This is a genomic window from Ideonella aquatica, from assembly GCF_018069755.1.
Lineage (GTDB): Bacteria > Pseudomonadota > Gammaproteobacteria > Burkholderiales > Burkholderiaceae_C > Ideonella > Ideonella aquatica.
Genome location: NZ_JAGQDE010000005.1, coordinates 197,099 through 221,899 on the forward strand (window position 1 = coordinate 197,099; position 24,801 = coordinate 221,899).

At 71.6% G+C, this 24,801-nt stretch carries 23 protein-coding genes and 1 tRNA gene; 12 read left to right on the top strand and 12 right to left on the bottom strand.

Translation table 11 applies throughout. The features are described from left to right. Positions 1 to 31 precede the first annotated feature (31 nt). From KAK06_RS08340 to KAK06_RS08350, 3 genes are all read right to left on the bottom strand, one after another. Positions 32 to 577 (bottom strand): NUDIX hydrolase, encoded by a 546-nt coding sequence (locus KAK06_RS08340; protein WP_210801478.1) that lies wholly within the window; start codon positions 575 to 577, stop codon positions 32 to 34. Then, a complete protein-coding gene (cysM, locus tag KAK06_RS08345) occupies positions 574 to 1,479 on the bottom strand; it encodes a cysteine synthase CysM (RefSeq protein WP_210801479.1) in 906 nt (301 codons plus the stop codon). Before cysM ends, KAK06_RS08340 begins: the two co-directional genes overlap by 4 nt. 74 nt (positions 1,480 to 1,553) lie before the next feature. Then, positions 1,554 to 2,549, bottom strand: coding sequence for a trypsin-like serine peptidase (locus KAK06_RS08350; RefSeq protein ID WP_210801480.1), 996 nt, complete (start codon positions 2,547 to 2,549; stop codon positions 1,554 to 1,556). Between the two features lie 200 nt (positions 2,550 to 2,749). Here KAK06_RS08350 and KAK06_RS08355 point away from each other — a divergent pair. Beyond that, a tRNA-Leu gene (locus KAK06_RS08355) sits at positions 2,750 to 2,834 on the top strand. 19 nt (positions 2,835 to 2,853) lie between these two features. Further along, positions 2,854 to 3,456 carry a rhomboid family intramembrane serine protease gene (locus tag KAK06_RS08360; protein WP_210801481.1) on the top strand — a complete coding sequence of 201 codons (603 nt, stop codon included), beginning with the start codon at positions 2,854 to 2,856 and terminating at the stop codon, positions 3,454 to 3,456. A gap of 15 nt (positions 3,457 to 3,471) precedes the next feature. Here KAK06_RS08360 and KAK06_RS08365 read toward each other — a convergent pair whose 3' ends face one another. Further along, complete coding sequence (locus tag KAK06_RS08365) at positions 3,472 to 4,344, bottom strand: NAD-dependent epimerase/dehydratase family protein (RefSeq protein WP_210801482.1); 873 nt, start codon at positions 4,342 to 4,344, stop codon at positions 3,472 to 3,474. A 53-nt stretch (positions 4,345 to 4,397) separates the two neighbouring features. Here KAK06_RS08365 and KAK06_RS08370 point away from each other — a divergent pair, with 53 nt between their 5' ends. After that, positions 4,398 to 5,429, top strand: coding sequence for a CDP-6-deoxy-delta-3,4-glucoseen reductase (locus KAK06_RS08370; RefSeq protein ID WP_210801483.1), 1,032 nt, complete (start codon positions 4,398 to 4,400; stop codon positions 5,427 to 5,429). Here the strand turns inward: KAK06_RS08370 and KAK06_RS08375 are convergent, their stop codons facing one another. The 6 genes from KAK06_RS08375 to KAK06_RS08400 are packed head-to-tail and all read right to left on the bottom strand — an operon-like array spanning position 5,430 to position 9,294. Then, positions 5,430 to 6,371, bottom strand: coding sequence for a GNAT family N-acetyltransferase (locus KAK06_RS08375; protein ID WP_210801484.1), 942 nt, complete (start codon positions 6,369 to 6,371; stop codon positions 5,430 to 5,432). After that, positions 6,371 to 6,745, bottom strand: a complete 375-nt coding sequence (locus KAK06_RS08380) for a hypothetical protein (RefSeq protein ID WP_210801485.1) — start codon at positions 6,743 to 6,745, stop codon at positions 6,371 to 6,373. The genes KAK06_RS08375 and KAK06_RS08380 overlap by 1 nt, the downstream gene beginning before the upstream one ends. 38 nt (positions 6,746 to 6,783) lie before the next feature. Beyond that, the gene (locus KAK06_RS08385) at positions 6,784 to 7,194 is read right to left on the bottom strand and encodes a GFA family protein (protein WP_210801486.1); all 411 of its coding nucleotides are present in this window, start codon (positions 7,192 to 7,194) and stop codon (positions 6,784 to 6,786) included. Between the two features lie 2 nt (positions 7,195 to 7,196). Beyond that, on the bottom strand, positions 7,197 to 8,123 hold the full coding sequence (locus KAK06_RS08390; RefSeq protein WP_210801487.1) for a LysR substrate-binding domain-containing protein: 927 nt from the start codon (positions 8,121 to 8,123) through the stop codon (positions 7,197 to 7,199). Between the two features lie 5 nt (positions 8,124 to 8,128). Next, complete coding sequence (locus KAK06_RS08395) at positions 8,129 to 8,971, bottom strand: peptidoglycan-binding domain-containing protein (protein ID WP_210801488.1); 843 nt, start codon at positions 8,969 to 8,971, stop codon at positions 8,129 to 8,131. 11 nt (positions 8,972 to 8,982) lie between these two features. Then, positions 8,983 to 9,294, bottom strand: a complete 312-nt coding sequence (locus KAK06_RS08400; protein WP_210801489.1) for a hypothetical protein — start codon at positions 9,292 to 9,294, stop codon at positions 8,983 to 8,985. A 217-nt stretch (positions 9,295 to 9,511) separates the two neighbouring features. On the opposite strand from KAK06_RS08400, the gene KAK06_RS08405 reads away from it, so the two are divergent. From KAK06_RS08405 to KAK06_RS08445, 9 genes are all read left to right on the top strand, one after another. Then, positions 9,512 to 10,699, top strand: coding sequence for an acyl-CoA dehydrogenase (locus KAK06_RS08405; protein WP_210801490.1), 1,188 nt, complete (start codon positions 9,512 to 9,514; stop codon positions 10,697 to 10,699). After that, complete coding sequence (locus KAK06_RS08410; RefSeq protein WP_210801491.1) at positions 10,699 to 11,886, top strand: CaiB/BaiF CoA transferase family protein; 1,188 nt, start codon at positions 10,699 to 10,701, stop codon at positions 11,884 to 11,886. Before KAK06_RS08405 ends, KAK06_RS08410 begins: the two co-directional genes overlap by 1 nt. A gap of 69 nt (positions 11,887 to 11,955) precedes the next feature. Continuing rightward, the gene (locus KAK06_RS08415; RefSeq protein ID WP_210801492.1) at positions 11,956 to 12,486 is read left to right on the top strand and encodes a hypothetical protein; all 531 of its coding nucleotides are present in this window, start codon (positions 11,956 to 11,958) and stop codon (positions 12,484 to 12,486) included. A 151-nt stretch (positions 12,487 to 12,637) separates the two neighbouring features. Next, positions 12,638 to 13,411: a ferredoxin--NADP reductase gene (locus tag KAK06_RS08420; RefSeq protein WP_210801493.1), complete on the top strand. Its 774-nt coding sequence runs from the start codon at positions 12,638 to 12,640 to the stop codon at positions 13,409 to 13,411. 174 nt (positions 13,412 to 13,585) lie between these two features. Next, on the top strand, positions 13,586 to 14,971 hold the full coding sequence (locus KAK06_RS08425; RefSeq protein ID WP_210801494.1) for an efflux transporter outer membrane subunit: 1,386 nt from the start codon (positions 13,586 to 13,588) through the stop codon (positions 14,969 to 14,971). Positions 14,972 to 14,986: 15 nt separating this feature from the next. After that, complete coding sequence (locus KAK06_RS08430) at positions 14,987 to 16,285, top strand: efflux RND transporter periplasmic adaptor subunit (RefSeq protein ID WP_210801495.1); 1,299 nt, start codon at positions 14,987 to 14,989, stop codon at positions 16,283 to 16,285. Beyond that, positions 16,282 to 16,989: an ABC transporter ATP-binding protein gene (locus KAK06_RS08435; protein ID WP_210801496.1), complete on the top strand. Its 708-nt coding sequence runs from the start codon at positions 16,282 to 16,284 to the stop codon at positions 16,987 to 16,989. Before KAK06_RS08430 ends, KAK06_RS08435 begins: the two co-directional genes overlap by 4 nt. Then, the gene (locus tag KAK06_RS08440) at positions 16,989 to 18,200 is read left to right on the top strand and encodes an ABC transporter permease (protein ID WP_210801497.1); all 1,212 of its coding nucleotides are present in this window, start codon (positions 16,989 to 16,991) and stop codon (positions 18,198 to 18,200) included. The genes KAK06_RS08435 and KAK06_RS08440 overlap by 1 nt, the downstream gene beginning before the upstream one ends. 148 nt (positions 18,201 to 18,348) lie before the next feature. Then, a complete protein-coding gene (locus KAK06_RS08445) occupies positions 18,349 to 20,529 on the top strand; it encodes an alpha/beta hydrolase (RefSeq protein ID WP_210801498.1) in 2,181 nt (726 codons plus the stop codon). A gap of 16 nt (positions 20,530 to 20,545) precedes the next feature. Here the strand turns inward: KAK06_RS08445 and KAK06_RS08450 are convergent, their stop codons facing one another. Both KAK06_RS08450 and KAK06_RS08455 read right to left on the bottom strand, forming a co-directional pair. Next, a complete protein-coding gene (locus KAK06_RS08450; protein WP_210801499.1) occupies positions 20,546 to 21,940 on the bottom strand; it encodes a DUF3999 family protein in 1,395 nt (464 codons plus the stop codon). Further along, complete coding sequence (locus KAK06_RS08455; RefSeq protein WP_210801500.1) at positions 21,937 to 24,789, bottom strand: DUF2339 domain-containing protein; 2,853 nt, start codon at positions 24,787 to 24,789, stop codon at positions 21,937 to 21,939. Before KAK06_RS08455 ends, KAK06_RS08450 begins: the two co-directional genes overlap by 4 nt. Positions 24,790 to 24,801 lie beyond the last annotated feature (12 nt).

Genomic DNA, 24,801 nt, shown 5'->3' on the forward strand with positions numbered 1-24,801 from the left:
GGCGTGCGTTCTCCTGAGGACATTCTAGGGCTCAACGCGCCGGCTGTTCACCGGGCTGGAAATAGCGCGGCTCAAGGCCTCGGCTGCGCAGGAACTGCGCCATCGCATGGCCGGTGCCGGCGGGCCAGCAGACCACGTCGGCCGGCGCGAACAGCTTGTACTCAGCCAGCTCGGGCGACAGCTGGATCTCGCCACGAGCCTGCACATGAAAGGCGATGATCACCTGGTTCATGCGCTGGAAGTCCCAGACGCCGATCAGCTCGACGCGGTCCACCGTCAGCGCGGTCTCTTCCGCCACCTCCCGGGCGATGCCGGCCTCGGCGGTTTCGCCGGCCTCCATGAAGCCGGTGATCAGCGCGAACATGCGCCCGCTCCAGGCGGCGTTGCGGGCCAACAGGATGCGGCCGTCGCGGTCGGTGCATTCCACCACCGCCGCCAGCACCGGCGTGGGGTTGTTCCAGTGGGTGAAGTCGCAGGCGGTGCAGCGCAGGCGCTCCTTGGGGCCGCCGTCCTCGTCGGCCACACGCAGCGCCAGAGGCGCCGCACACTGCGGACAGAAGCGCCAGCCTTCACTCACGCCGGAAACACCCCGGTCGAGAGGTAGCGGTCGCCGCGGTCGCACACGATGAAGACGATGGTCGCGTTCTCCAGCGTGCGCGCCAGCTGCAGCGCCACCCAGCAGGCACCCGCCGCCGAGATGCCGGCGAACAGGCCTTCCTCGGCCGCCAGCCGGCGTGCCATGTCCTCGGCATCGGACTGGCTGACGTAGACCAGCTCGTCCACCGCCGCCGGGTCGTAGATCTTGGGCAGGTAGGCCTCGGGCCATTTGCGGATGCCGGGGATGCGTGATCCCTCGGAGGGCTGCGCACCGACGATGCGCACCGCCGGGCTCTTTTCCTTCAGGAAGCGCGAGACGCCGGTGATCGTGCCGGTGGTGCCCATGGCGCTGACAAAATGGGTGATCCGGCCGTCGGTGTCGGCCCAGATCTCGGGACCGGTGCTGTCGTAGTGCACCGCCGGGTTGTCGGGGTTGGCGAACTGGTCGAGCATGCGGCCCTTGCCGGCCTGCTGCATCTGCTCGGCCAGGTCGCGGGCCAGCTCCATGCCGCCGGACTTGGGCGTCAGGATCAGCTCGGCGCCAAAGGCCTTCATCGTTTGCGCACGCTCGATCGACAGGTCCTCCGGCATGATCAGCACCATGCGGTAGCCCTTGATCGCCGCGGCCATCGCCAGCGCGATGCCGGTGTTGCCCGAGGTGGCCTCGATCAGCGTATCGCCGGGGCGGATCTCGCCGCGCGCCTCGGCCTGGCGGATCATGTTGATGGCGGGCCGGTCCTTGACCGAGCCGGCCGGGTTGTTGCCCTCGAGCTTGCCCAGGATGACATTGCCGCGCGCGGCGATCTCGGCGCCGGGCAGGCGCTGCAGGCGCACCAGCGGCGTGCGGCCGATGGCGTCTTCCAGGGTCAGGTAGGTGGGCATGGCAAGGAGGCAGGCGCGTTGACGGCCGATTATCACGTTGCCCCGCGCTCCTTGCCGGGCCTGGGTTTCAGGCCTCAGGGCGTGTCGATCCAGGTCTGCAAGTTGGTGTTGACCGTCTGCGTGATGCGCGTGGCGCTGTTGCGGCCCAGGCTGTCGGCGCCGTAGGCGTGGATCGCCAGGCCGCAATCGCCCTGGCAGCCGCCGGGGCCGGTGCCGTCGGCCTGGATCACCGGCGCGCCGCTCTGGCCACCTGCGGTGTCGACAAAATAGCGGGTCTTGCGCGTCTCGGAGGCGGCGATCCGGCCGGCGCCGCCCCACTGCGTGGCGCTGGGCTTGTCACCGGGGTAACCGACGATCGCGATCGGCAGGTTCACCTGGCTGCCGGTGGTCCACCAGCGGCCCAGCCAGCCCGTCGTGTTGCCCACGGTGCAGTTGAGCTTGACCGAGCCGTAGTCGTAGTTCTCGTCGGCGTTGCGGGTCCAGCCGGTCACCGAGCTCAGCCGCTTGGCCGTGCACGAGCCATAGGGCGCGCTGCCAGCATTGCGGCCCGGGTAGAAGCGCATGCTGGTGGACCACACGCCGCCCGTGCCCCCGGAGTGCACGCAGTGGCCGGCGGTGGCCACGGTGTCGGCACTGATCAGCCAGCCGGTGCAGGTGTAGCTGCCGCTGCCCTGTGTGAAGCTCAGCAGACCCACCGCCCGGTAGGGGTAGCCCGACTCCTGCGGATAGACGCGGAATCGCCGGTCCGAATCCAGCACCGACTCCGGCACTGCAGCGTCGCCACCACGGGCGGACGGTGCCACCATCGGGCGGTAGCGCGCCGCGAACTCAGCCATCTCAGCGGGGCTGAACTTCTGCGCCGGGAACTCGGACTCGGCATCGGCCACCACGCCGGGGCCCGAGCGGCCGCGAAAGCCCGCTGCCGGCGGCGCCGCGGTGGTGCTGAGCTGCGCCGGCAGACCGTCGCTGTGGACGCTCAGCTGCGCATCGGCGGTGTCGGCGAGCGCGTCAGCGGCGCTGACCAGGCCAGCCAGGCCCAAGGCGAGGTGGATGAAGGTGTTGGAGGTCATGGCGGTTCTCCTGCGCTATGCGGTGATCGGATGGGGGCCCCGGCGATGGGGTCTGCCGGGGTGGGTCCACTGTCCGACCGCTGGCGACGGCCGCGGCCAACCGATGGCCAACCGATGTCCCTCCCCCACCCCCCAGGCCAACACCCCCCCATGCCATAATCCATCCCTCGCAGCACCGGGGCCCCGCCCCGGCCCGATGCGCCCATGTGACGAAATCGGTAGACGTAGCGGATTCAAAATCCGCCGCCGCAAGGCGTGCCAGTTCGAGTCTGGCCATGGGCACCAGCGCCGCAACACCGACGCCATGCCACCCCTGCCTCCCGTCACCAAGGCCCTGATGCTGGCCTGCACCGCCATCTTCTGCCTGCAGTTCCTGCTGGGTGGCTACGGCCTGGTCAACTGGTTCGGCCTGTGGCCGCTGGCCAGCGGCCAGTTCATGCCTTGGCAGGTGGTGAGCTACGCCTTCCTGCATGGCGACATGCTGCACCTGTTCTTCAACATGCTGGGCATGTACATGTTCGGCGCCGAGATCGAGCGCCTGTGGGGCCAGAAGCGCTACCTGCAGTTCATTGCGGCCTCGGTCCTGACGGCTGCGCTGACCCAGATGCTGATCACCGCACTGGCCGGCAGCATGGGCCCGACGATCGGTATCTCGGGCGGCCTGTACGGCCTGCTGCTGGCCTCGGCCATGCTGTTCCCGAACCGCACCATCATGCCGCTGTTCCCGCCCATCCCGATGAAGCAGCGCACCTTCGTGCTGGTCTTCGGCGGGCTGGAGTTGCTGCAGGGCCTGATGGGCTACACCGGGGTGGCGCACTTCGCCCACCTGGGCGGCATGCTGGGCGCCTGGCTGATGATCCGCTACTGGCGCGGGCAGCCGCCGTTCAGCGGCCGCCGCCGCTGGTAAAACGGTTCTGCAGGCTCAACCCGGCGTCTGGTGCCGGGGCTCGACGCCCAGCTCAGCCCGCATGCGCTCGTTGCGCAGCCGGCGTGATTCACCCATGAAGCTCAGGCTCATGGGCGACGCCGTGCGGGCCATGTCGTCGCGCGAGACGCGCGGCAGCCGCGGCAGGCCGGCCAGGTCGGCCGCCTGGTCATACCACTCGCCCATCAGGCAATCGACACCATCAGTGATGTGGTAGGCCCGCTGCGGGCCGCCACGCCACAGCGCGGCCACGCAGGCGCGCGCCAGGTCATCGGCGTGGATGTGGTTGGTGAATACGTCGTCCTCGGGCCGCAGCAGCGGCCGGCCCTGGCGCACCCGGTCGAGTACCGAGCCGCCGACGCGGTCCGCAGCGTGGATGCCGGGAATGCGCAGCAGCGCCACGCGCCAGCCGCATCGGCCGGCGGCGCGCAGCGCGCGCTCGGCATCCACCCGGCGCCAGGCGCGCTCGGTGCTGGGCGCGACCGGACGGGTCTCGTCAAACAGCGCGCCGCCAGCGTCGCCGTAGACACCGGTGGTGCTGCCATAGACCAGCACCCGCGGCCGCTGGCCGCAGCGCGCCAGCGCCTGCAGCAGATGTCGGGTGCGCGGATCCTCGCGACCGCTGCCCGGTGGCGGTGCCAGATGCAGCACCGCATCAGCCAGGCCGGCCAGCCGCCACAGGCTGGCGGGCTGGTCCAGGTCAGCGATCAGCGGTGTGGCCCCGGCCGAGCGCAGCTCAGCCGTTCGCGCAGCCTGGCTGGTGAGCGCCAGCACGCGCCAACGGCCAGCCAGCAGGCGCAGCACCCGCATCCCCACATCGCCGCAGCCGACGATCAGCAGCGAGGGGCGGTGGTCGAGGGTACGCGGCATCGGGTCTTTCGGGGCATCGGGGACAATCGCGGCAGTGTAGTGGCCTGCCTATCATGAGCTTTCGCATCACCCTGACTCCCTCCGAGCGCCATTTCGACGTGGCGCGCGACGAGCCCATCCTGAACGCCGCGATCCGCAGCGGCATCGGCCTGCCCTACGGGTGCAAGGACGGCGCCTGCGGCTCGTGCAAGTCACGTCTGCTGGACGGCCGCGTGATCCACGGCGCGCATGCCGAGAAGGCGCTCAGTGCCGCCGAGGAGGCGCAGGGCCTGGTGCTGACCTGCTGCGCCACACCACAGACCGACTGCGTGGTCGAGGCCCGCAGCGTCACCGGTGCCGGAGAGCACCCGGTGGTGAAGCTGCCGGGCCGCGTGCTGGCGATGGAGCGGCTGGCGCCCGATGTGATGCGTCTGCGCGTGCAGCTGCCGGCCAACCAGGCCTTTGGCTACCACGCCGGCCAGTACATCGAGTTCATCCTGCGTGACGGCAGCCGCCGCGCCTACTCCATGGCCAACGCGCCGCACAACCTGGGCACGCCGCCCAGCATCGAGCTGCACCTGCGCCACCTGCCCGGCGGCCTGTTCACCGACCAGGTCTTCAGCACGATGAAGGAAAAGGACATCGTGCGCATGGAAGGCCCCTTCGGCAGCTTCTTCCTGCGCGAGGACTCGGCCGCGCCGATCATCCTGCTGGCCTCGGGCACCGGCCTGGCGCCGATCAAGGCGCTGATCGAGCGCCTGCAGCAGCAAGGCATCACCCGCCCCGCCACGCTGTACTGGGGCTGCCGCAGCCGGCGCGACCTGTACCTGCACGACTGGGCCGATGCCACCGCCGCGCAGATGCCGAACCTGCGCTACGTGCCGGTGCTCTCCGAGCCGGGGCCCGAGGACGGCTGGCGCGGCCGCACCGGCCTGGTCCACCAGGCGGTGATGGCCGACCACCCGGACCTGAGCGGCCACCAGGTCTACGCCTGCGGCCTGCCGGCGATGGTGGACGCGGCGCAGCGCGACTTCACCGGGCGCTGCGGCCTGCCCGCCGAGCAATTTTTCGCCGACAGCTTCACCAGCGCAGCCGACAAGGCCTGATCAGGCCGACAGGATCGCCGCGATGCGCTGTCGATGGTCCTCGTCGTGCGCCAGCAGCTCATCCAGCAAGGCCCGCACGCTGTGATGCCGCCCATCGGCGCGGCGCGCCAGACGGCCCCAGTCGGCGGATGCCAATGCGCGCAGCGTTTCGACCAGCGCGCCCCGGGCCTGGGCAAATCCCTCCAAGCCCTCGACCAAGGGACGGTTGAAGTAGCCATGCGCCTCGACCCAGCCGCCAATGGCCACCGGCGCCAGCCAGGGCAGGGTCTCGGTCAGCGTGCGGCGGATGCGCGGCGCGTAGAGCCGGGCCTCGCAGTCCCACAGGTGGAAGGCGTGTTCCTGCAGCGGTGAGCGGTCGTGCAGCGGCTGGCGGCGCAGCGTGGCGGTGTCCAGGCCGGACAGCGCCGCGCGCAGCTCGGCCGGCATGGCTGCCAGACGCTGCAACAGCGCCGCCTGCGGGGCCTCGGCTGCGACATGGGCGGGCTCGCGCCACTTCCAGACCGTGCCGTCGTCGGGGTGCTCGATCGGCCCCAGACACTCGAAGCCCAGGCCGCGCAGGATGCGGCACGACGGCCCCTCCTGCGGCAGCGTGTGAGCGATCAGCCGCAGGCCATCGGCGGCCGGGAAGCACTGCGCCAGCAGCGCCCGCGCCATGCGCGTGGCCACGCCCTGCCCTTCGTGTCCCGGGAAGCTGAAGTAGGCCAACTCCACCTCACCCGTGGCATCCGGTGGACCGGCCCAGCCACAGGAGCCCCGGTACGCATCGTCCTCTCGCCACACATAGCCGATCCACGGGGGCTGGTAGCCGCGCCTGGCGTACAGATCGAGCGTGGCCTGCAGCACCCAGCCCAACGGCTCAACGCTGTCGGCCGCCGCACGCAACGCGACCGACGGCTCGCGGTCGATGGGCAGCAGTTCGCCGGCAGGGTGCCTGGTGGACATCAGAAACAGGGCCGGTCCGGCACCTGCAGCCGGCAGCTCCAGGTGAACAGCCGCGCGCCGTTCTTCATCGAGCGCCGCCAGGTGGCGGTGGCCTCGTTGGCGATGGCGTCGGGCAGCGGCAGCGCCACCTCGGCGCCGGTGCTGTTGGTGTAGAAGTTCAGGAAGCAGGTCTCATCGGCCCCGCACAGCTGGGCGATCTGGCGCTGGTAGGCCGCCTCGTTCTTGGCCAGCGCCGTGGGCACGATCACCTGGCGCACCAGGCCCTGGCGGCCGGCCACGGTCCAGGCGGGCTCGGTGGTCTGGGCGGCAACGGGGCCGCTGCTCAGCGTACCCAGCAAGGCCGCCAGCAGCACGGATTCCAGCCTGGGTTTCATCGTCGGCACTCCATGGAGTTGGACGGCCAGTGTAGTGCTCAGGTGCTGTCGGTGGCCGCATGGCGCGGCAGCGTGTCGCCCAGCATCAGCCAGTCGACATGGGTGTCATGGAACACATGGGCCGCGGGCGGCTGGGTCAGCGCCTCGTCCAGCAGCGCGCGCGCCAGGTGCAGCTCGCCCGGCCAGCGGCTGGAGGCGAACAGCATCGGCGTGCCGCAGCGGCCGCAGTGGGCGCGGCGCGCCTCGGGGCTGGAGGCGTACCAGCGCAGCTGGCCCTGCGCATCGTCCACCTGCACCGCCGCCTCATCGAAGCCGGCCCAGGTGACCACGCCGGCGCCGTGCGCGCGCTGGCACATTGTGCAGTGGCAATGCGCCACCCAGCGGGCGGGCAGCGGCGCTTGCAATTGCACGGCACCGCACAGGCAGTGTCCCCGGGTGAAGGTGCTCATGGTCACGGACTCCCCGACAGCGTGGCGGACTGCGCGGCGTGCGCCTCCTGCGCCAGCCAGTCGGCCAGTGCCTGCAGCGGCGCCAGGTCGGCCTTGTGCGGTGGGTACAGCAGGTGGTAGCGGCGGCCGCTGTCCAGCGCAAAGGGCAGCAACTGCTGCAGCCGGCCGGAGGCCAGCTCGTTCTCGACCAGCAGGCGCGGCACCAGCGCTGCGCCCAGCCCCTGGGCCGCCGCCTCGGCCAGCATCGAGAACAACTCCATGCGCGCGCCGGCCATGGCCTGCTCCACCTGCAGGCCTTGCGCCTCGAACCACTGGCGCCAGGCATCAGGCCGGGTGCTGGCCTGCAGCAGCGGCAGCGCCGCCACATCGGCCACGCTGCGCACCCGCCGGCCCTGCAGCAGCGCGGGTGACGCCACCGCGATCAGGTGCTCGGGCAGCAGCGCCAGGCCCTGGGTGCCCGGCCAGGGCGACTCGGCCGGCTGGATGGCCGCATCGAACGGGGACTCGTCGTCAAACAGGAAGGGCCGCGTGCGCGGCGTGAAGTGCAGCGTGATGCCCGGGTGCGCCGCCTGAAAGCGCGCCAACCGGGGCAGCAGCCACTGCGTGGCAAAGGTGGGCACCACGGCCAGCTCCAGCGCGCCGCCCGCCGCCTGTCCGGCCTGGGCCATCAGGTCCAGCGTGTCGCGCTCCACCGCATCCAGCCGCGCTGCCACGCTGCGCGCGTAGCGCCGCCCGGCCTCGGTCAACAGCACGCCGCGCTGGCCGCGGCGGAACAAGGGCACGCCGACGAAATCCTCCAGCGAGGCGATCTGCCGACACACCGCGCTTTGCGTGACCGACAGCTCCTCGGCCGCGCGGGTGAAGCTCTGGTGGCGCGCCGCGGCCTCGAAAGCGGCCAACGCCGCGGTGGACGGGATCTTGCGGCGCACCGGGTTCAGCGTCCGTCGGTGGACCAGTGCGGCGGATCGGTCGGGTGCTTGACCACGCCGTAGGTGGCGCCCAGCTTGTGCAGTTCCTTGTTCGACTCGCCGTTGGTGGGCGAGCCGATCTCCACTGTCTTGCCCTTCTTGTCGGCAATCTTCAGCGTGCCGCTCCAGGAGATGCTCATGTCGATCGCCTTGCCCTCGATGTGGCGCGAGGTCAGCGAGGGCTTGTACTTCAGCTTGAACAGGTCGGCCATCTCCTTGGCCCCTTGCACCGAGGCCTTGTCGTCGCCGTGGTCCCAGACGATGTCGAGCGCCGAGTTCGCCGGCACCTTCGCGGGCTTGACGTTGCCGCGCGACACCTCCCACGCGTAGTGCATCAAGAAGGCCCGCTCCTTGTTGCGCAGCGTCGAGGCCACGTCGACGCTGGCCCCGGCGCTGTCCAGGGCCTTCAGAAAGGCCTTGACGTTCGACTGGAACGAACCGGCCAGGTCACCCACCTTGTCGCTGTTCGGGAACTTGGCCTGGTTGGCCCGCCACCAGGTGGCACCGCTGAGCTTCTTCGGGTCGGCGGCCTTGGCCGCAGGCGCCGGTGCCGGCACCGGGCCATTCAGGGCACGCCAGGTCTTGCCGCCGGGCTCCACCAGGCTGTCGCCCCGGCTCATGCCGGCCACCCGCTTCTGGAATGCCGCGATCGCGTCCTCCAGCGACTTGCTGTTCTTGCCGTCCACCTTGACATCGAAGCTCTTGCCGTCCGGCATGGCCGCGAAGGTCTTGAGCTTCTGCTGCACCAGTTTCACATCGGCGGCGGCGTTCACGCCACCCTTGCCCACCGATCCACTCAGGCTTGCCATGTCGGTGCCCCTTACTCGATGCGAGGATCGAAGCGCGACAACGCCTTGGTCGCGGCGGACTGGCCGGCGTACTTCTTCTTCAGCTGGGCCAGTTGCGCGTCGGTGCCGGTGCAGTACTTCTTCAGCTGCTCATCCAGAAAGGCCTGTCGCTTCTCGTTGTCGGTCTCCTCGCCGCGGAAGTGGTCGCACTGGTCGCGCCGGGCGACGAAGTCGCGCACATCATCCGGCAGGGCGGCGCCGGACTGGCAGGCCGACATGCCCAGCAGCAGACCGGAAAACACCAGCGCGGTGCGAACCGGCGCCAGCACAGAAAGTGTTGCCATGCTTGTTGTCCTCCTTGCGTTGTGCCCGAGCTGCGGGCGTCGCCGGATGCTAGCGCAGCACGGCCCCTTCCCCGGGGCTCGAACCACTTGTTACCCGTCAAGCCTCGTTTTCGGAGTTCTATTTCAGCACATGTGGATGCCATATTCTCGGTTGTCACCGCCCCGCTGTGCGCCTAGGATGCAAGGATTGAACACCGAGCCACGGAGACCACCCCCCATGAATGCCACCACCGCCAAAGCCCGCTTCCAATGGGACGACCCGCTGCTGCTGGACAGCCAGCTGAGCGAGGACGAGCGCGCGGTGCGTGACGCCGCCCGCGCCTACTGCCAGGACCGCCTGGCGCCTCGCGTGCTGCAGGCCTTTCGCAACGAGCAGACCGACGTGGCGATCTTTCGCGAGATGGGCGAGCTCGGCCTGCTGGGCCCGACCATTCCCGAGGAATACGGCGGCGCCGGCCTGAACTATGTGTGCTACGGCCTGGTGGCGCGCGAGGTGGAGCGGGTGGATTCAGGCTACCGCTCGATGATGAGCGTGCAGTCCTCGCTGGTGATGGTGCCGATCAACGAATTCGGCAACGAGGCCACCAAGCGCAAGTACCTGCCGAAACTGGCCACGGGGGAATGGATCGGCTGCTTCGGCCTGACCGAGCCCGACCACGGCTCCGACCCCGGCAGCATGGTCACCCGCGCCCGCCAGGTGGACGGCGGCTATGAGCTGAGCGGCGCCAAGATGTGGATCACCAACAGCCCCATCGCCGATGTGTTCGTGGTCTGGGCCAAGGACGATGACGGCCAGATCCGCGGCTTCGTGCTGGAAAAGGGCTGGAAGGGCCTGAGCGCCCCGGCGATCCACGGCAAGGTGGGCCTGCGCGCCAGCATCACCGGCGAGATCGTCATGGACAAGGTCTTCTGCCCCGAGGAGAACGCCTTCCCCGAGGTGCGTGGCCTGAAGGGTCCGTTCACCTGCCTGAACAGCGCCCGCTACGGCATCGCCTGGGGCGCGCTGGGCGCGGCCGAGTTCTGCTGGCACACCGCGCGCCAGTACACGCTGGACCGCAAGCAGTTCGGCAAGCCGCTGGCCGCCAACCAGCTGGTGCAGAAGAAGCTGGCCGACATGCAGACCGAGATCACGCTGGGCCTGCAGGGCTGCCTGCGCCTGGGCCGCATGAAGGACGAGGGCAGCGCCTCGGTCGAGATCACATCGATCATGAAGCGCAACAGCTGCGGCAAGGCGCTGGACATCGCCCGCACCGCGCGCGACATGCTGGGCGGCAACGGCATCTCCGATGAGTTCGGCATCGCCCGCCACCTGGTCAACCTGGAGGTGGTCAACACCTATGAGGGCACGCATGACATCCATGCGCTGATCCTCGGCCGTGCGATGACCGGCATCGCGGCATTTTGATGATGAGCCCCGGCGCCCTGCAGGGCCTGAAGGTCCTGGACCTCTCGCGCGTGCTGGCCGGCCCCTGGGCTGGTCAGTTGCTGGGCGACCTGGGCGCTGATGTGGTGAAGGTCGAGCGCCCCGGCGCCGGCGACGACACCCGCGCCTGGGGCCCGCCCTGGGTGAAGGATGCCGACGGCGCCGACACCCGCCAGGCCGCCTACTTCCAGTGCGCCAACCGCAACAAGCGCAGCATCGCGGTGGACATGGCCACGCCCGAGGGCCAGGCGCTGCTGCGCGAGCTGGCCGCGCAGGCCGACGTGGTGCTGGAGAACTTCAAGGTCGGCGGCCTGGCGCCCTATGGCCTGGACTACGCCAGCCTGCAGGCGATCAACCCGCGGTTGATCTACTGCTCGATCACCGGCTTCGGCCAGACCGGGCCCTATGCGCCGCGCGCCGGCTACGACTTCCTGATCCAGGGTCTGGGCGGGCTGATGAGCCTGACCGGCCGGCCCGACGGTGAAGACGGCGCGGGACCGCAAAAGGTGGGCGTGGCGCTGGTCGACATCATGACTGGCCTGTACGCCACGATCGCCGTGCTGGCGGCGCTGAACCACCGCCACGCCACGGGTGAAGGCCAGCAGATCGACCTGGCCCTGCTGGACGTGCAGGTGGCCGCACTGGCCAACCAGGCGGCCAGCTACCTGACCACCGGCGCGTCGCCGCGCCGCATGGGCAACGCGCACCCCACCATCGTGCCCTACCAGGACTTCCCCACCGCCGACGGCGACATGATCCTGGCGATCGGCAACGACGGCCAGTTCGCTCGCTTCTGTGCCGCGGCGGGTCACCCGGAGTGGTCCACCGATGAGCGCTTTGCCACCAACCCCGCGCGGGTGACCCACCGCGCCGTGCTGATTCCGCTGCTGCGCCAGGCCACGGTGATGAAGACCACCGCCGAGTGGATCACGCTGCTGGAGTCGCAGGCCGTGCCCTGCGGCCCGATCAACCGCCTGGCCGAGGTGTTCACCGACCCGCAGGTCATCGCCCGCGGCCTGAAGATCGACCTGCCGCATCCGGCCTTTGGCTCGGTGCCCGGCGTGGCCAACCCGATCCGGCTGTCGGCCTCGCCGGTCAGCTACCGCCAGGCGCCGCCCACGCTGGGCGAGCACCAGGCCCAGGTGCTGGCCGACTGGCTGGGGCGTTGAGCCTGCGGCCTTAAGGCGGCCATCACGCTGGCACGCCAGGATCGGGTCTCCACCCCAGGGAGACCTTCGATGCGCCTGCTCACCCGCCGCCTGTTCACCGCCCTGCTGGCCGCTGTGCCGCTGTGGGCCGCCGCCACGCCGATCGATTTGGCCTACAACGCCGCCAACACCGGCCCGGCCTACGCCTGGCGGCTGGACGCGGTACGCGTCAGCGCCGACGGCCGCAAGCTGCAGGTGCGCACCCAGCCCGTCGGCAGCCTGCCAGGCGGCATGATCAACCTGGGCACCTACCCCTGGTGGATCACGCTGGTGGCCTATGACCAGGGCGCGGGGCGCACCGGCAACGGCGACCGCTGGCGCGGCAACGCCGCCCTGCCCGCCCCCACCGGCCGCTGGGCCACGGTGGCCACGCTGGCGCCCGGCAGCAGCACCGTCTACCGGGTCCAGCCGATCGCCACCGGCGGCATTGTCCGCGGCCTGCCGGGCGTCACCTGGAGCGGCACGGTCCAGGGCACGCTGACCACCGACGGCACGCGCGGCCCGCTCGATGCCAGCCACCTGGTGGACTTCGACCTGCACATCGTCGGCGACCAGCACTGAGCGCCGCACGGCGGTGCATGGGCCGCGGAATTGACGCAGCGCAAGCGCCATGGCGCCAATCGGCGACAATACAGGGTTTTTGCCGAGCGGCCAGCGCATGCCTGATGCGCAGCCGCAGGCGCCAGCCCCCATCCCTTGCCCTGCCCCACCCATGAGTGCCTTTCACGAAGAGCGCGTCCTGAGCGTGCACCACTGGACCGACCGCCTGTTCAGTTTCACCACCACCCGCGACACCGGCCTGCGCTTCTCGAACGGTCACTTCACGATGATCGGCCTGCGGGTGAACGGCAAGCCGCTGTTGCGCGCCTATTCCATCGTCAGTCCCAACTACGAGGAACACCTCGAGTTCCTCAGCATCAAGGTGCAGGACGGCCCGCTGACCAGCCGGCTGCAGCACATCCAGGTGGGTGACAGCATCATCGTCGGCAAGAAGCCCACGGGCACGCTGCTGATCGACTACCTGGTGCCGGGCAAGCGCCTGTACATGCTGTCCACCGGCACCGGCATGGCGCCGTTCCTGAGCATCATCCGTGACCCGGACACCTACGAGAAGTTCGAGGAAGTCATCCTGGTGCACGGCGTGCGCCAGGTGAAGGAACTGGCCTACCACGACTACCTCACGAAGGAACTGCCGCAGCACGAGTTCCTGGGCGAGATGGTGAGCAAGCAGTTCAAGTACTACCCCACCGTCACCCGCGAGCCCTTCCAGAACCAGGGCCGCGTGACCGACCTGATCGAGAACGGCAAGATGGCCGCCGACCTGGGTGTGCCGGCGCTCAACGCTGCCGAGGACCGCGTGATGATCTGCGGCAGCCCCGAGATGCTGCGCGACCTGAAGACCATGATGGAAGCCCGCGGCCTGAAGGAGGGCAGCACCACCACGCCGGGCGATTTCGTCATCGAGCGCGCCTTCGTCAGCCAATGACGCCGCGCCCCGCGCGCCTGCCTTGACGATCGGCCACCTTCGGGTGGCCGATTTACTTTACAAGGCAGACGCGAGCCGGCCTGACGAGCGCGCGACGATCCATGCATCGCCGGGCCCGACCTGCCCCGCCCCGCCCTCATGTCCTTGCCAAGCCCACGTCGATTCACTGCGCTGTTGCCCCTGCTGCTGGCCGCCTGCGCCAGCGTCGAGCGCGCCGCCACGCCCCCCGATTCCACCGCCGAGCTGCCTGCCCGCTGGACCGCCACCGACACCGACCGGCCAGTCGCCAACACCGCGCTGGCCACCTGGTGGCAGCAACTGGGCAGCGCCGAGTTCAACACCCTGGCCGAGCGCGCGCTGACGCGCAACACCAGCCTGCGCAGCGCCCAGGCCGCGCTGCGCCAGGCCCGCGCGCTGCGCGCCGCCAGCGAGGCCGCCACGCGGCCCAGTCTGTCACTGGGCAGCCAGGCCCAACGCCAGCAGGCCGACGGCATGGGCGGCAGCACCAGCCTGTCGCTGGGCTTCAGCGCCAGCTGGGAGGCCGACCTGTGGGGCGCCCAGTCGCTGGGCTTGGCCGCCAGCCGCGCCGACGAGCGCGCTGCCGAAGCCGACCTGGCCGCCACCCGCCTGGCCCTGCTGGCCGAACTGGGCCTGGCCTGGACCCAGTGGCAGGCCGACCTGGCGCGCCAGCAGATCACCCAGGCCAGCCTGCGCAGCCTGGAGCACACCGCCTCGCTGGTGCGCTGGAACGCCCAGGCCGGCCTGGCCAGCGCGCTGGACGTGGAGCAGACGGTGCAGACGCTGGAGAGCACCCGCGCCAGCCTGCTGGCCCTGAACACCCAGGTGACCCAGGACCAGCACGCGATCGCGGTGCTGACCGGCGACGGCCCGGCCACGCCGCTGCCCGAGGCGAGCGGCAGCCTGATGGACCTCGGCTGGCCGCAGCTGGATCAGGCGCTGAGCCAGTTGGCCACCGGTCAACCCGCCGACCTGCTGCGCCGCCGCCCCGACCTGCTGTCGGCCGAGGCCGGTGTGCAGGCCGCCTGGCTGCGCCGCCGCCAGACCGACCGCGCCGCTTGGCCGGGCCTCGCCCTCACCGGCACGCTGGGCCTGCAGGCGGCCACGCTGGCCGGCCTGGGCCAGCCCGGTGCGGCGCTGGCCACGCTGGGCGCCGCGGCGGACTGGACGCTGCTCGACGGCGGCCGCCAGACCGCCCAGCGCGACCAGCAGGACGCCGCGCTGGAGGCCGCCCGCGCCCGCTACGACGCCGCGCTGCTGAGCGCACTGAAGGACACCGAGGACAGCCTGGTCGCCCTGCGCGGCGCCACCGAGCGCCAGACGGCGCTGCGCCTGTCGGCCCAGGCCGCGCAGCAGGCGATGCGGCTCAGCCAGGCACGCCAGCAGGCCGGCCTGATCAACACCGCAGCGCTGCTCGAGGCACAGCGCACCGCACTCTCCACTGACCTGTCCTGGATCGCTGCCCGCGCCGACCAGGCGTCCCACCTGATCCGCACCTGGAAATCGCTGGGCGGTGGCTGGGATGCCCCCGCCGCCCGCTGAACACACCCCTGCCCCATGACTGCGTCTGAACACCTTCCCGATTGGCTGCGCGGCGACCAGCGCCCGCTGTGGCGCCGCCCCGGCCCCTGGCTGGCCGTGGGCGCCGTGCTGGCCGCCGGCACCCTGGCGCTGTGGTGGCGCGCCGACCGCCAGGCCGCCCAGGCGCCGCACTACCTGACCGAAGCGGTCACCCGCGGCAACGTGGCGCTGACGGTCAGCGCCAACGGCACCCTGCAGCCCACGCGCTCGGTCAGCATCGGCAGCGAGCTCAGCGGCACCGTGGCCGAGGTGCTGGTCGACGTCAATGACCGCGTGAAGAAGGGCCAGGTGCTGGTGCGCCTGGACACCGCCAAGCTCAGCGACCAGGTGGGCAAGTCGCGCGCCGCGCTGCAGGCAGCCCAGGCGGCGCTGGCCCAGTCCCGAGCCAGCGCCGCGCTGGCCAGGGCCTCGCTGGCCCGGCTGGAGGAGGTGCAGCGCCTGTCGGGCGGCCAACTCCCCGCGGCCACCGAGCTGGACAATGCCCGCGCCGCGCTCGACCAGGCGCGCGCCAGCGAGGCCAGCGCGGCCGCGGGCGTCACCCAGGCCCAGGCGACGCTGCGCACCGACGAGACCAACCTGGCCAAGGCCTCGATCCGCTCGCCGATCGACGGCGTGGTGCTCACGCGCGCGGTCGAGCCCGGCAATGCGGTGGCCGCCTCGCTGCAGGCGGTCACGCTGTTCACGCTGGCGCCGGATCTCTCGAAACTGCTGCTGTCGGTCAATGTGGACGAGGCCGATGTCGGCCAGGTGCGCGTGGGCCAGAAGGCGCGCTTCACCGTCAGCGCCTGGGCCGGCCGCAACTACCCGGCCACGATCACCCGCGTCGCCTACGGCTCCACCATCACCGACAACGTGGTCACCTACACCACCCAGCTGCAGGTGGACAACCCCGACCTGAGCCTGCGCCCGGGCATGACCGCCACCGCCACCATCGCCGCCACGGAGCGCACCGATGTGCTGCTGGTGCCCAACACCGCGCTGGGCTTTCAGCCGGCGGCGGCTGGCGCCGCCTCGGTCGCCCCGTCGGGCGGCGGCAGCATCGTCGCGCAGCTGATGCCACGCCCGCCCGGCATGAACCAGCGCAAGCCCGGCAGCAGCGCGCCCGGCGCCCGCGCCGGCCAGCCGCGCCAGGTGTGGGTGCTGAAGGACGGCCGGCCGGTGGCGCTGCCGGTGACCGTGGGCCTGTCCAACGGCCGCGTCACCGAGGTCAGCGGCGAGGGCCTGAGCGAAGGCCTGGAGGTCATCACCCAGCAGCGCAGCACGCCCGCCCCATGAACGACGGCCCGCTGATCCGCCTGCGCGGCGTGACCAAGACCTATGGCCAGGGCGCGGTGGCCTTCCAGGCGCTCAAGGGCATCGACCTGGACATTGACCAGGGCGAGTTCGTCGCGGTGATGGGCCCCAGCGGTTCGGGCAAGTCCACGGTGATGAACCTGCTGGGCTGCCTGGACACGCCCACAGGCGGCGAGTACCTGTTTGACGGCATCGCGGTGCAGCGTCTGGACCGCGATGCCCGCGCCCGCCTGCGTCGGCGCCACCTGGGCTTCGTGTTCCAGGGCTTCAACCTGCTGGCGCGCACCTCGGCGCTGGAGAACGTGGAGCTGCCGCTGGTCTACCGCGGTGAAAGCACCGCCGCCCGCCACGCCGCCGCCCGCGCCGCGCTGGCCGAGGTGGGCCTGACCGACTGGGCCGACCACACGCCGGCCGAGCTCTCCGGCGGCCAGCAGCAGCGCGTGGCGATTGCCCGCGCCATCGTCACCCGCCCCACCGTGCTGCTGGCCGACGAGCCCACTGGCAACCTCGACACCGAGCGCAGCCGCGAGATCATGCAGTTGCTGCAGCGCCTCAACCACGAGCAGGGCATCACCGTGCTGATGGTCACCCACGAGCCCGAGATGGCGGCCTTCGCGCGGCGCATCGTGCACTTCCGCGACGGCCGGGTGGAACGCGACGAGCCCGTGACCGAGGAGCCCGCCTGATGTGGGCCAACACCCTGTTCCTGGCGCTGCGGGCGATCCGCCGCAACCTGCTGCGCAGCTTTCTCACCGTGCTGGGCATCGTCATCGGCGTGGCCGCGGTGATCACCATGGTCACGCTGGGCAATGGCGCCACGCAGGCGGTGCGCCAGCAGATCTCCAGCCTGGGCTCCAACCTGCTGCAGGTGCGGCCGGGCCAGCGACTGGCCTTCGGCCCCAACACCGCGGGCGCGCCGGCCTTCAAGGAGGCCGATGTCGAGGCCATCGCCAGCCAGGTGGGCGGCCTCAAGGCGGTGGCGCCCGAGGTGCGCAGCGGCGTCACCGTGGTGGCCAACGGCAAGAACTGGTCGAGCACCGTGACCGGCAGCACCGACGCCTACTTCGCCGCCGCCAACTGGACCCTGGCCAGCGGCCGCATCTTCACCGCCGATGAGCAGGCCGCCGGTGCCGCGGTGTGCCTGGTGGGCGCCACCGTCCAGCGCGAGCTGTTCGGTGCCAACGCCGACATCATCGGCCAGCGCATCCGCGTCAAGACCTTCTCCTGCGAGATCATCGGCATGCTGGCGTCCAAAGGCCAGGCGGCGATGGGCATGGATCAGGACGACACCCTCATCGTGCCGCTGCGCACCGCGCTGCGCCGTGTCACCGGCTCCACCCGCATCAACACGCTGCTGGTGTCGATGGCCGATGGCGCCGATGCCACTCAGGTCACTGCCGCCCTGACCAGGGTGCTGCGCGAGCGCCGCAAGCTGGCCGACGGCCAGGACGACAACTTCAACGTGCTGGACACCGCGCAGATCGCCCAGACGCTGAGTGGCACCACGCAGCTGATGACTTCGCTGCTGGGCGCGGTGGCCGCGGTGAGCCTGCTGGTGGGCGGCATCGGCATCATGAACATCATGCTGGTCAGCGTGACCGAGCGCACCCGCGAGATCGGCGTGCGCCTGGCCATCGGCGCGCTCGAGCGCGAGGTGCTGCTGCAGTTCCTGGTCGAGGCGGTAGTGCTGTCGTCGCTGGGCGGCCTGGTGGGCATCGTGCTGGCCAACGCTGCGGCGGTGGGCCTGGCCGGGCTGATGCAGGTGCCCTTTCTGTTCAACCCCGGCGTGAACCTGCTGGCCTTCGCCTTCTCGGCGCTGATCGGCGTGGTCTTCGGCTACTTCCCGGCGCGGCGGGCGGCGCGGCTGGACCCGATCGAGGCGCTGCGGCACGAGTGAGCGGGTGGCCGCATCCCTGGGGACAGTGCGCGCCCACCGAGCACGGCGGGCAGGGCGACCTGGGTCAAGGCTTCCCCACACGTTCTAGGCGTTGCCTGTCGCGCCCAACCTGCCCAAGATTTCGGCAGGAGCTGCGGAGGAGATCGTCTTGAAGCGCATCCTGAGCATCGCTGCGTCGCTGCTGACGGCATCGGCCTGTGCCTGCGGGCCAGGTCAGACCAACGACTGCGCCTACGTGCCGGTCGCCAGCCACGACACGAGAACGGCGGACTATGAGCTGCCTGACCCCGCCCGTGCCGGCCACCCGGTGCCCTTCAGGCTGCGCTATCCCGTGGGCGCCACGGCGCCGATCCCGGTGGTGATCTGGAACCACGGCGGCGGCGCCACGTTCTGGCGGAACCCGCGGGGGCCATCGCCGCGGATCTCGGACGGGCAGCTCGGCAGCCCGGAGCGCAGCAAGAGCTTTGCCCGGGCCGGCTACGCGGTGATCCACATCGGCCGCATGCCCTTGGAACAGCTCGACGCAGCGGCGGTGCGCCAGTGCCGCCAGGCTGGCTGGGCGCCCCCCAGCGGCCGGTTGACGCGCCAGGAGCGCCAGACCTGCATGCACAAGCTGGGCCAGACTGTTCATGCGCCCGCCAACATCGCCTTCGTCGTCGAGGCGCTGCGCCAGGGCCGGATCGCCCTGCCAGCGGACATGGGCCAGCCCCTGGACCTGACGCGCATCGTCGTCGGCGGCTGGTCGGCGGGCACGCAGCCGACGATGAACCTGGCCGGGGCCTATCAGCGCTTCGGCGATCTGGTGATCCCGCCCACCGCCGTGCCCGGCGTGATCGGCTTCATGGCCGATGCGCCACGGCGGCCCACCTGGGCCTGTGCTTTTGACGAGGACGGCGACTCGGGCTTTCAGGAGGACAGCTTCGATGGCATTGACGCCCGCCCCTTCCTCTTCAACACCGCGATGGGTGACTACAACGGCCAGGACCGCTGCCCCTCGCAGGCGCGGATCGCAGCCTTCCTGCAGGCCGCGCCCGGCCGCAAACTGCTGGCCTGGAGTGATCGCCCCGAGATCGACCACGCCACGGTCGACCTGGACAGCAGCCTGTGCGCCGACGGCGATGCGGTGCGCGCCTCGGTCTGCGCCGGCCTGCTGAGCACGGGGCAGGCCTGGATGGATGCGGTGCTCGGCGGCGTACCGGCGGCCTGGACCTGGCTGGGCGGACCCAATGCGCGCATCATGAGCGACAACCATCTGGAGCTGCACCGCCGCGAAGCCCGCACCACCCCCGACCCCGGCTCGGCCTATGTGCCTCTGAATCACCACACCCGGCTGCGCACGCAGGACTTCGACTGGACCGACTCGGCCCGCCATGACCACCCGGTGCCCTTGCGCCTGCGCTGGCCGGTGGTGCGTGGGAGCGCGCCGCTGCCGGTGGTGATCTGGCACCACGGCGGTGGCACCACCAGCTGGCGCGACCCCGGCGCGCCGGTGGGCTCGCGCGTCTCCAGGGGCCAGACCAGCAGCGCCGAGCACGGCGAAGCGCTGGCCCGGCTGGGCTTTGCCGTGGTCCATATCGGCCGCATGCCCTGGACCACCCTGACCGCGGATGACCTGCAAACCTGCGCCCAGGCCGGGATGGTCCTGCCTGACGCCTGTCGCGAGTTCCTGGGCTGGAAGGTGCACGGCCCGCTCAACGCCCAGTTCGTGGCGGCCGAACTGCAGCGGCTGGCTGCCACGCTGCCGGTGGCGCTGGACTGGAGCCGCGTGGTGGTGGGTGGCTGGTCCGGCGGCAGCGAGGTGACGCTGAAAATGGCCGGCGCTCAGCAGCGCTACAACGGCGTGGTGATCGAGCCCGTCGGCCTGCCCAACGTCAAGGCCTACCTGCTGAGTTCACCACGCGGGCCGGCCTGGGCGGGCTTCAACAGCGGCTTCGTCGACACCCTGGAGGCCAATCCGGCAGACCAGCACCACAGCTTCAACGGGATCGCTGACGGTGCCGGCGTGCTGTGGCTCACCGGCCGCGACGACCGCGGTGGCGATCTGGACGCCTTCCTGGTGTCGCGGCCCACGTCCTTCTTCAGCGCGGCGCGCGGCGCCAAGCTGATCGCCTGGAGCGCCCAGCGCTCGGCCGATGGCGGCCCGGTGCATGGCACCTACGACCTGGGCCAGTGCGGCCAGTTGAAGGCCGTCTACTGCGCCTGGTTCGAGAACCTCCAGGCCGCCTTCCTGGACGCCGTGGTGTTCGGCCGGCCACAGGCCCAGGCCTGGCTGGCCTCGGACGCATTCGGGCGGCTCAGCGGGGAGGCCACCAACCTGATGGGGCGCTGAGCGCCGGGGCCGCCGGTCAGCCCGGCGGCGCCTTCATCTCGCGCGCCAGCCGCCAGGCCAGCACGCCCAGGCCGACCACCGCCCCCGCCAGTGCAGCCCACAACAGCCAGCGGCGCAGGGCCGCCGGGTCCGCGTTGAACAGGCTGCCAGCGCCATCGCGCGCGACCAGCGGGCCCAGGCTGGCCTGGGGCAGGCGGTGCTCGTCGCCGCGGCGGTAGCCGGGCATCAGCGTGGCCAGCGGCAGCATGGCGGGGCTGGCGTCGGCCCGGCCGACGGCCAGGCGGTAGGGTGGCCGGCCAGAAGTGGCCACCACCAGCTCCGGCGCGCGCCAGCGCAGCGTCACGGCCTGCGGGCGCAGCGTCGCTTCGGGGGCGAAGCGCAGCTGCCAGCGCGCCGCCGGGGCCACCGACAGGGGCAGCGGCGGCGACTCGATCGTCGAGCCGCCCTGCTGCAGCCGGTAGGCGGTGCCACTGGCCACCACCTGCCACGCCACTGGCTGGCCGGCGACGGCCGGCGCCAGCGGGCGCTGCAGGCTGAACGGGGCCACGCCGGTGCCGCCCTCGAAGTGCAGCGCCAGCCCGCGCAGCGGCAGCGCGGCACCGGGATCGAGCACGCCGTCCTCGGGCAGCGGCAGGCGCAGGCTGTCCAGGCTGGTCTCGTCGTCCGGCGCGTCACCCAGCACCTCGGCCTGCACCGCGCGCAGCGGCCAGGGGCCGTCGGCGCTCAGGCGCAGGTAGCGCAGCGTGGCGTCCAGCGTCGCCAGCGCCAGCCGACTGTGCACCATGTGACGTGCCTCGCCCGCCGCGGCGGGGAGCTCCACCAGCACGGCCGAGCCCACGGCACGCCACTGCTGCGCATCGGTGCTGGCCTCGGCGCGCACCTGGCGCACCAGGCCCTGGCCATCGGGCAGCGGCGCCCAGTCCAGGCGCAGTGCGCGCGGCCGCTCCTCGCCCAGTGTGGCCAGGTCCAGGAACCAGACCTCGGGCTGGCCGGCCACGCTGGCGGTGGCACCCGGCACAGGGCGCCTGATCTGCACGCGCACATCACCGGCATCCACCACCACGCCGGCGGCCTCGCTGCCGCTGCGTGGCGCGGTGCCTGGCCAGCGCAGTGGCGTCAAGGCAAGCTCGCGCAGCGGCGGCGGCGCGGCCTGCGGCGTTCCGCTCCAGGCCATGGGCAGCGCGCGGCCCTCGCCATCGAAGACGCGCAGATCGGCCCAGCCGGCAGCCCGCGAGGCCTGCAGCACCGCCAACGGCAGCCGCAGGCGCTGCAGCGATTCGCTGCCCTGCGGCTGCAGGTCCACCGCCACGGCATAGGCCTGCGGCCTGTCCTCAGCCGCGGGCACAGCCAGCGCGGCCAGCACGGCAGCCAGGCCCGCCACCGGGCGCAAGGAGCGCAGAGACATCCTCATGGTTGGCGCTCCGGATGGGCCGGTGGCAGCGGCGACAGGTAGCCGATCACCAGCATCAACAGCCCCACGCCGATGAACGAGACGATGCGCATCAGCGCGCCGGTGTGCGACAGATCGACCAGCAGCAGTTTCAGCACCACCGCCCCCAGCAGCACCGCGCCGCCAATCCACAGCACGCGCAGCGCGCGCCGGCTGGCGGTGAACATGACCGCCAGCGCGCACAGCGTCCACAGCAGGCTCAGCGTGGCCTGCACGGTGCCCGACTGCAGCGCGCCCTCCAGCCAGCGCGGCGTGTCGGCCCAGTGGTGCAGCGTGCGCACCGCCAGCGCATTGAGCCACCAAAAGCCGCTGGCCGCCAGCAGCACCAGCACGCCGCGCGGGTCCACATCGCGTGGCGGCTGATCGCGCCACAGGCGCCAGACATACAGCACCAACAAGCCGTGCGCCAGGTCCAGCGGGTTGAGCAGCGGCAGGTAGGGCAGCGGCCACATCGCGCCGTCCACCAGCAGGTTGACCGCCCACGACCACAGCAGCGCCAGCCCGGCCAGCGGCCAGGCCAGCCCGCGGCGCAGCGCGTCGGCGTGGCGTGCTGCCGGCCAGGCACCGCGGCGCGCCTGCGCCAACAGGGCCAGCATCAGCAGCAGCGGCGCGGCCAGCGGCAGCGCGGCCGTCCAGGCCTCGTGGCGGGCGATGCTGGCGCCGCCCACGGCATGGGCCAGCGCCGCCACCGCCACCAGCGCGTGGCCGTACAGCAGCAGGTGGCTGATCGCCGGGCTGTGTGCAGCAGCGTCCGCGGCCTGGTCGTCCCGGCGCAGCAGCCACAGCGCGGCCAGCCACAGCCAGGCCAGCTCAGCCAGGCCGCCGTCGCGCCAGTTCGGCCAGGTGCCGGTGGACAGCCCGGTGGCGTCCTCCAGCAGCGCCCCGGCCGACAGCACCAGCGCCGCGCCCATCAGCCAGCGCGACGCCGTGCCCGCCGCCAGCCACTGCAGCCGCCAGCGCAGGGTCGCCAGCCCCACGGCCGCCAGCGCCAGCCACATGCGCAGCATCTGCTCGGCCTCGGGCACGCGCCACGGCGCGCGCATCAGTTCCAGCCCGACACCGGCCAGCGCATGGGCCACGCCCACCGCCAGCAGCAGGTGGTGCAGGTGCTTGAGCCTCGGCGGGCCCAGACGCCACAGGCCGCCCTTCGACGGGTCGGCGGCGTGCAGCAGCTGACGGGCACAGAACAGGGCCGACGCCGACAGCAGCAGCGCGCCGGCCAGCCGCGCATTGAGCGGCCAGGCCAGCGTGTCGTCGGTGAGCGCACCGACAAGCCAGAACGACAGCGCTGCCAGCCCCTGCAACAGCAGGCCCAGCCCCAGCGCCAACGGTCGCCGCTGCCGCAGGGCCACCCAGGCCACGCCGGCGCCCTGCAGCGCCCAGGCGGCAGCCGTCCAGCGGCCATCCAGGGCCAGCGGCGCCACCAAGGCCAGAAAGACCACGCCCAGGGCCAGCAGGCCCTCGCTGAGCACGCGCAGACGCTCGCCGGCTCGGCGCCACAACCAGCGGGTCAGGCCCAGGTAGACGGCTGACAGCAGCGCCGCGCTCACCGCCACGCCAAAGGGCAGATGCGCCACCATGCCAGCCTGCAGGCCGAAGGCGGCGATGGGCACGCCGAACAACAAGCCCCCGTCCACCAGCGGCAGCCGATCGTCCTGCTGCGCCAGCAGGCGCAGGCTGTACTGCACGGTGATGAACAGGTAGAGCGCCAGGTGTGCCAGCAGGAAGGGCTCGGTGCTGGGCAGCAGCGCGGCTTCCCAGCTCGACAAGCCCCAGGCGCTGCCAATCGCCACCGTGAAGCCAGCACCCAGCACGTTCAGCAACCGCCAGGCGCGCTGCGTGGCCAGCCAGGCGATCGACAGGTTGAGCACCAGGTAGAAACTGAACAGCGCCACATGGCTGCCCTGGCCGGTGGAGGTGAGCACCGGCGCCAGGAAGCCGCCGGCAAAGGCCAAGGCCGCCAGCGGCTGCGCGTCCTGTCGCAGGGCCAGCAGCGTGGTGCACACACCCACCGCCACCAGCAGCACGAACGCCAGCCCCGCCGGCAGCAGTTGGTAAAGCCGGAACGCCGCGAACAGCACCAGGTAGACCACGCCCACGCCACCACCCTGCAGCGTCAGCGCGTAGCCGCGCCGCTGGCCGCGCAGACGCCAGCCGGCCCACACCAGCGCCATGCCCAGCCCGACCGCACCGGTCAGGCGCAGCTCGATCGGCAGCAGCGCGTTCTCGGCTGCATAGCGCACCAGGAAGGCCACGCCGACCAGCAGCACCAGCACCGCCAGCCGCACGATGGTGTTGCCGCCGGTGAACCAGGCCTGCAGGCTGGCCCCCAGTGAGCTGGTGACCAGGGGGCTGTGCTCATCCGGCTCCAGCGGCGATGCGGCCTGCGGTGCGCGCACCGACGCGGGGGCCGGTGCAGCCACAGGAGTGGCCACAGGTGCATGGGTGGGCGACGCTGCAGTTGCCGCCGCCGGGGCCGGGGCCGGCATGGCCGCTGCCGCCACCAGGACGGTCGGTGCCGCGGGCACGGTCGGCGCAGCCGGCGCCTCAGCCGTGGGCGCCTTCACCGCGGCAGCCGCCGCGGCATCAACACGCTTGTCTGCCTGCTCGGCCTGTGCGGCCACGCTGGTCAGCCGGGCCGCCTGCTGCCTGAGCTGCGCTTCCAGGGCCTCCAGCCGGCGCTGCTGGCGCACCCACAGGGCGGCGCCAATGGCCGTCAGCACCCCAATCGCCCCGGTGGGCGACAGGCTGTCGGCCAGCAGCAGCCCCACCATGAGCGCCAGCACGGCGACCCCCATGCCCGATTTCATCGTCGGTCCTCC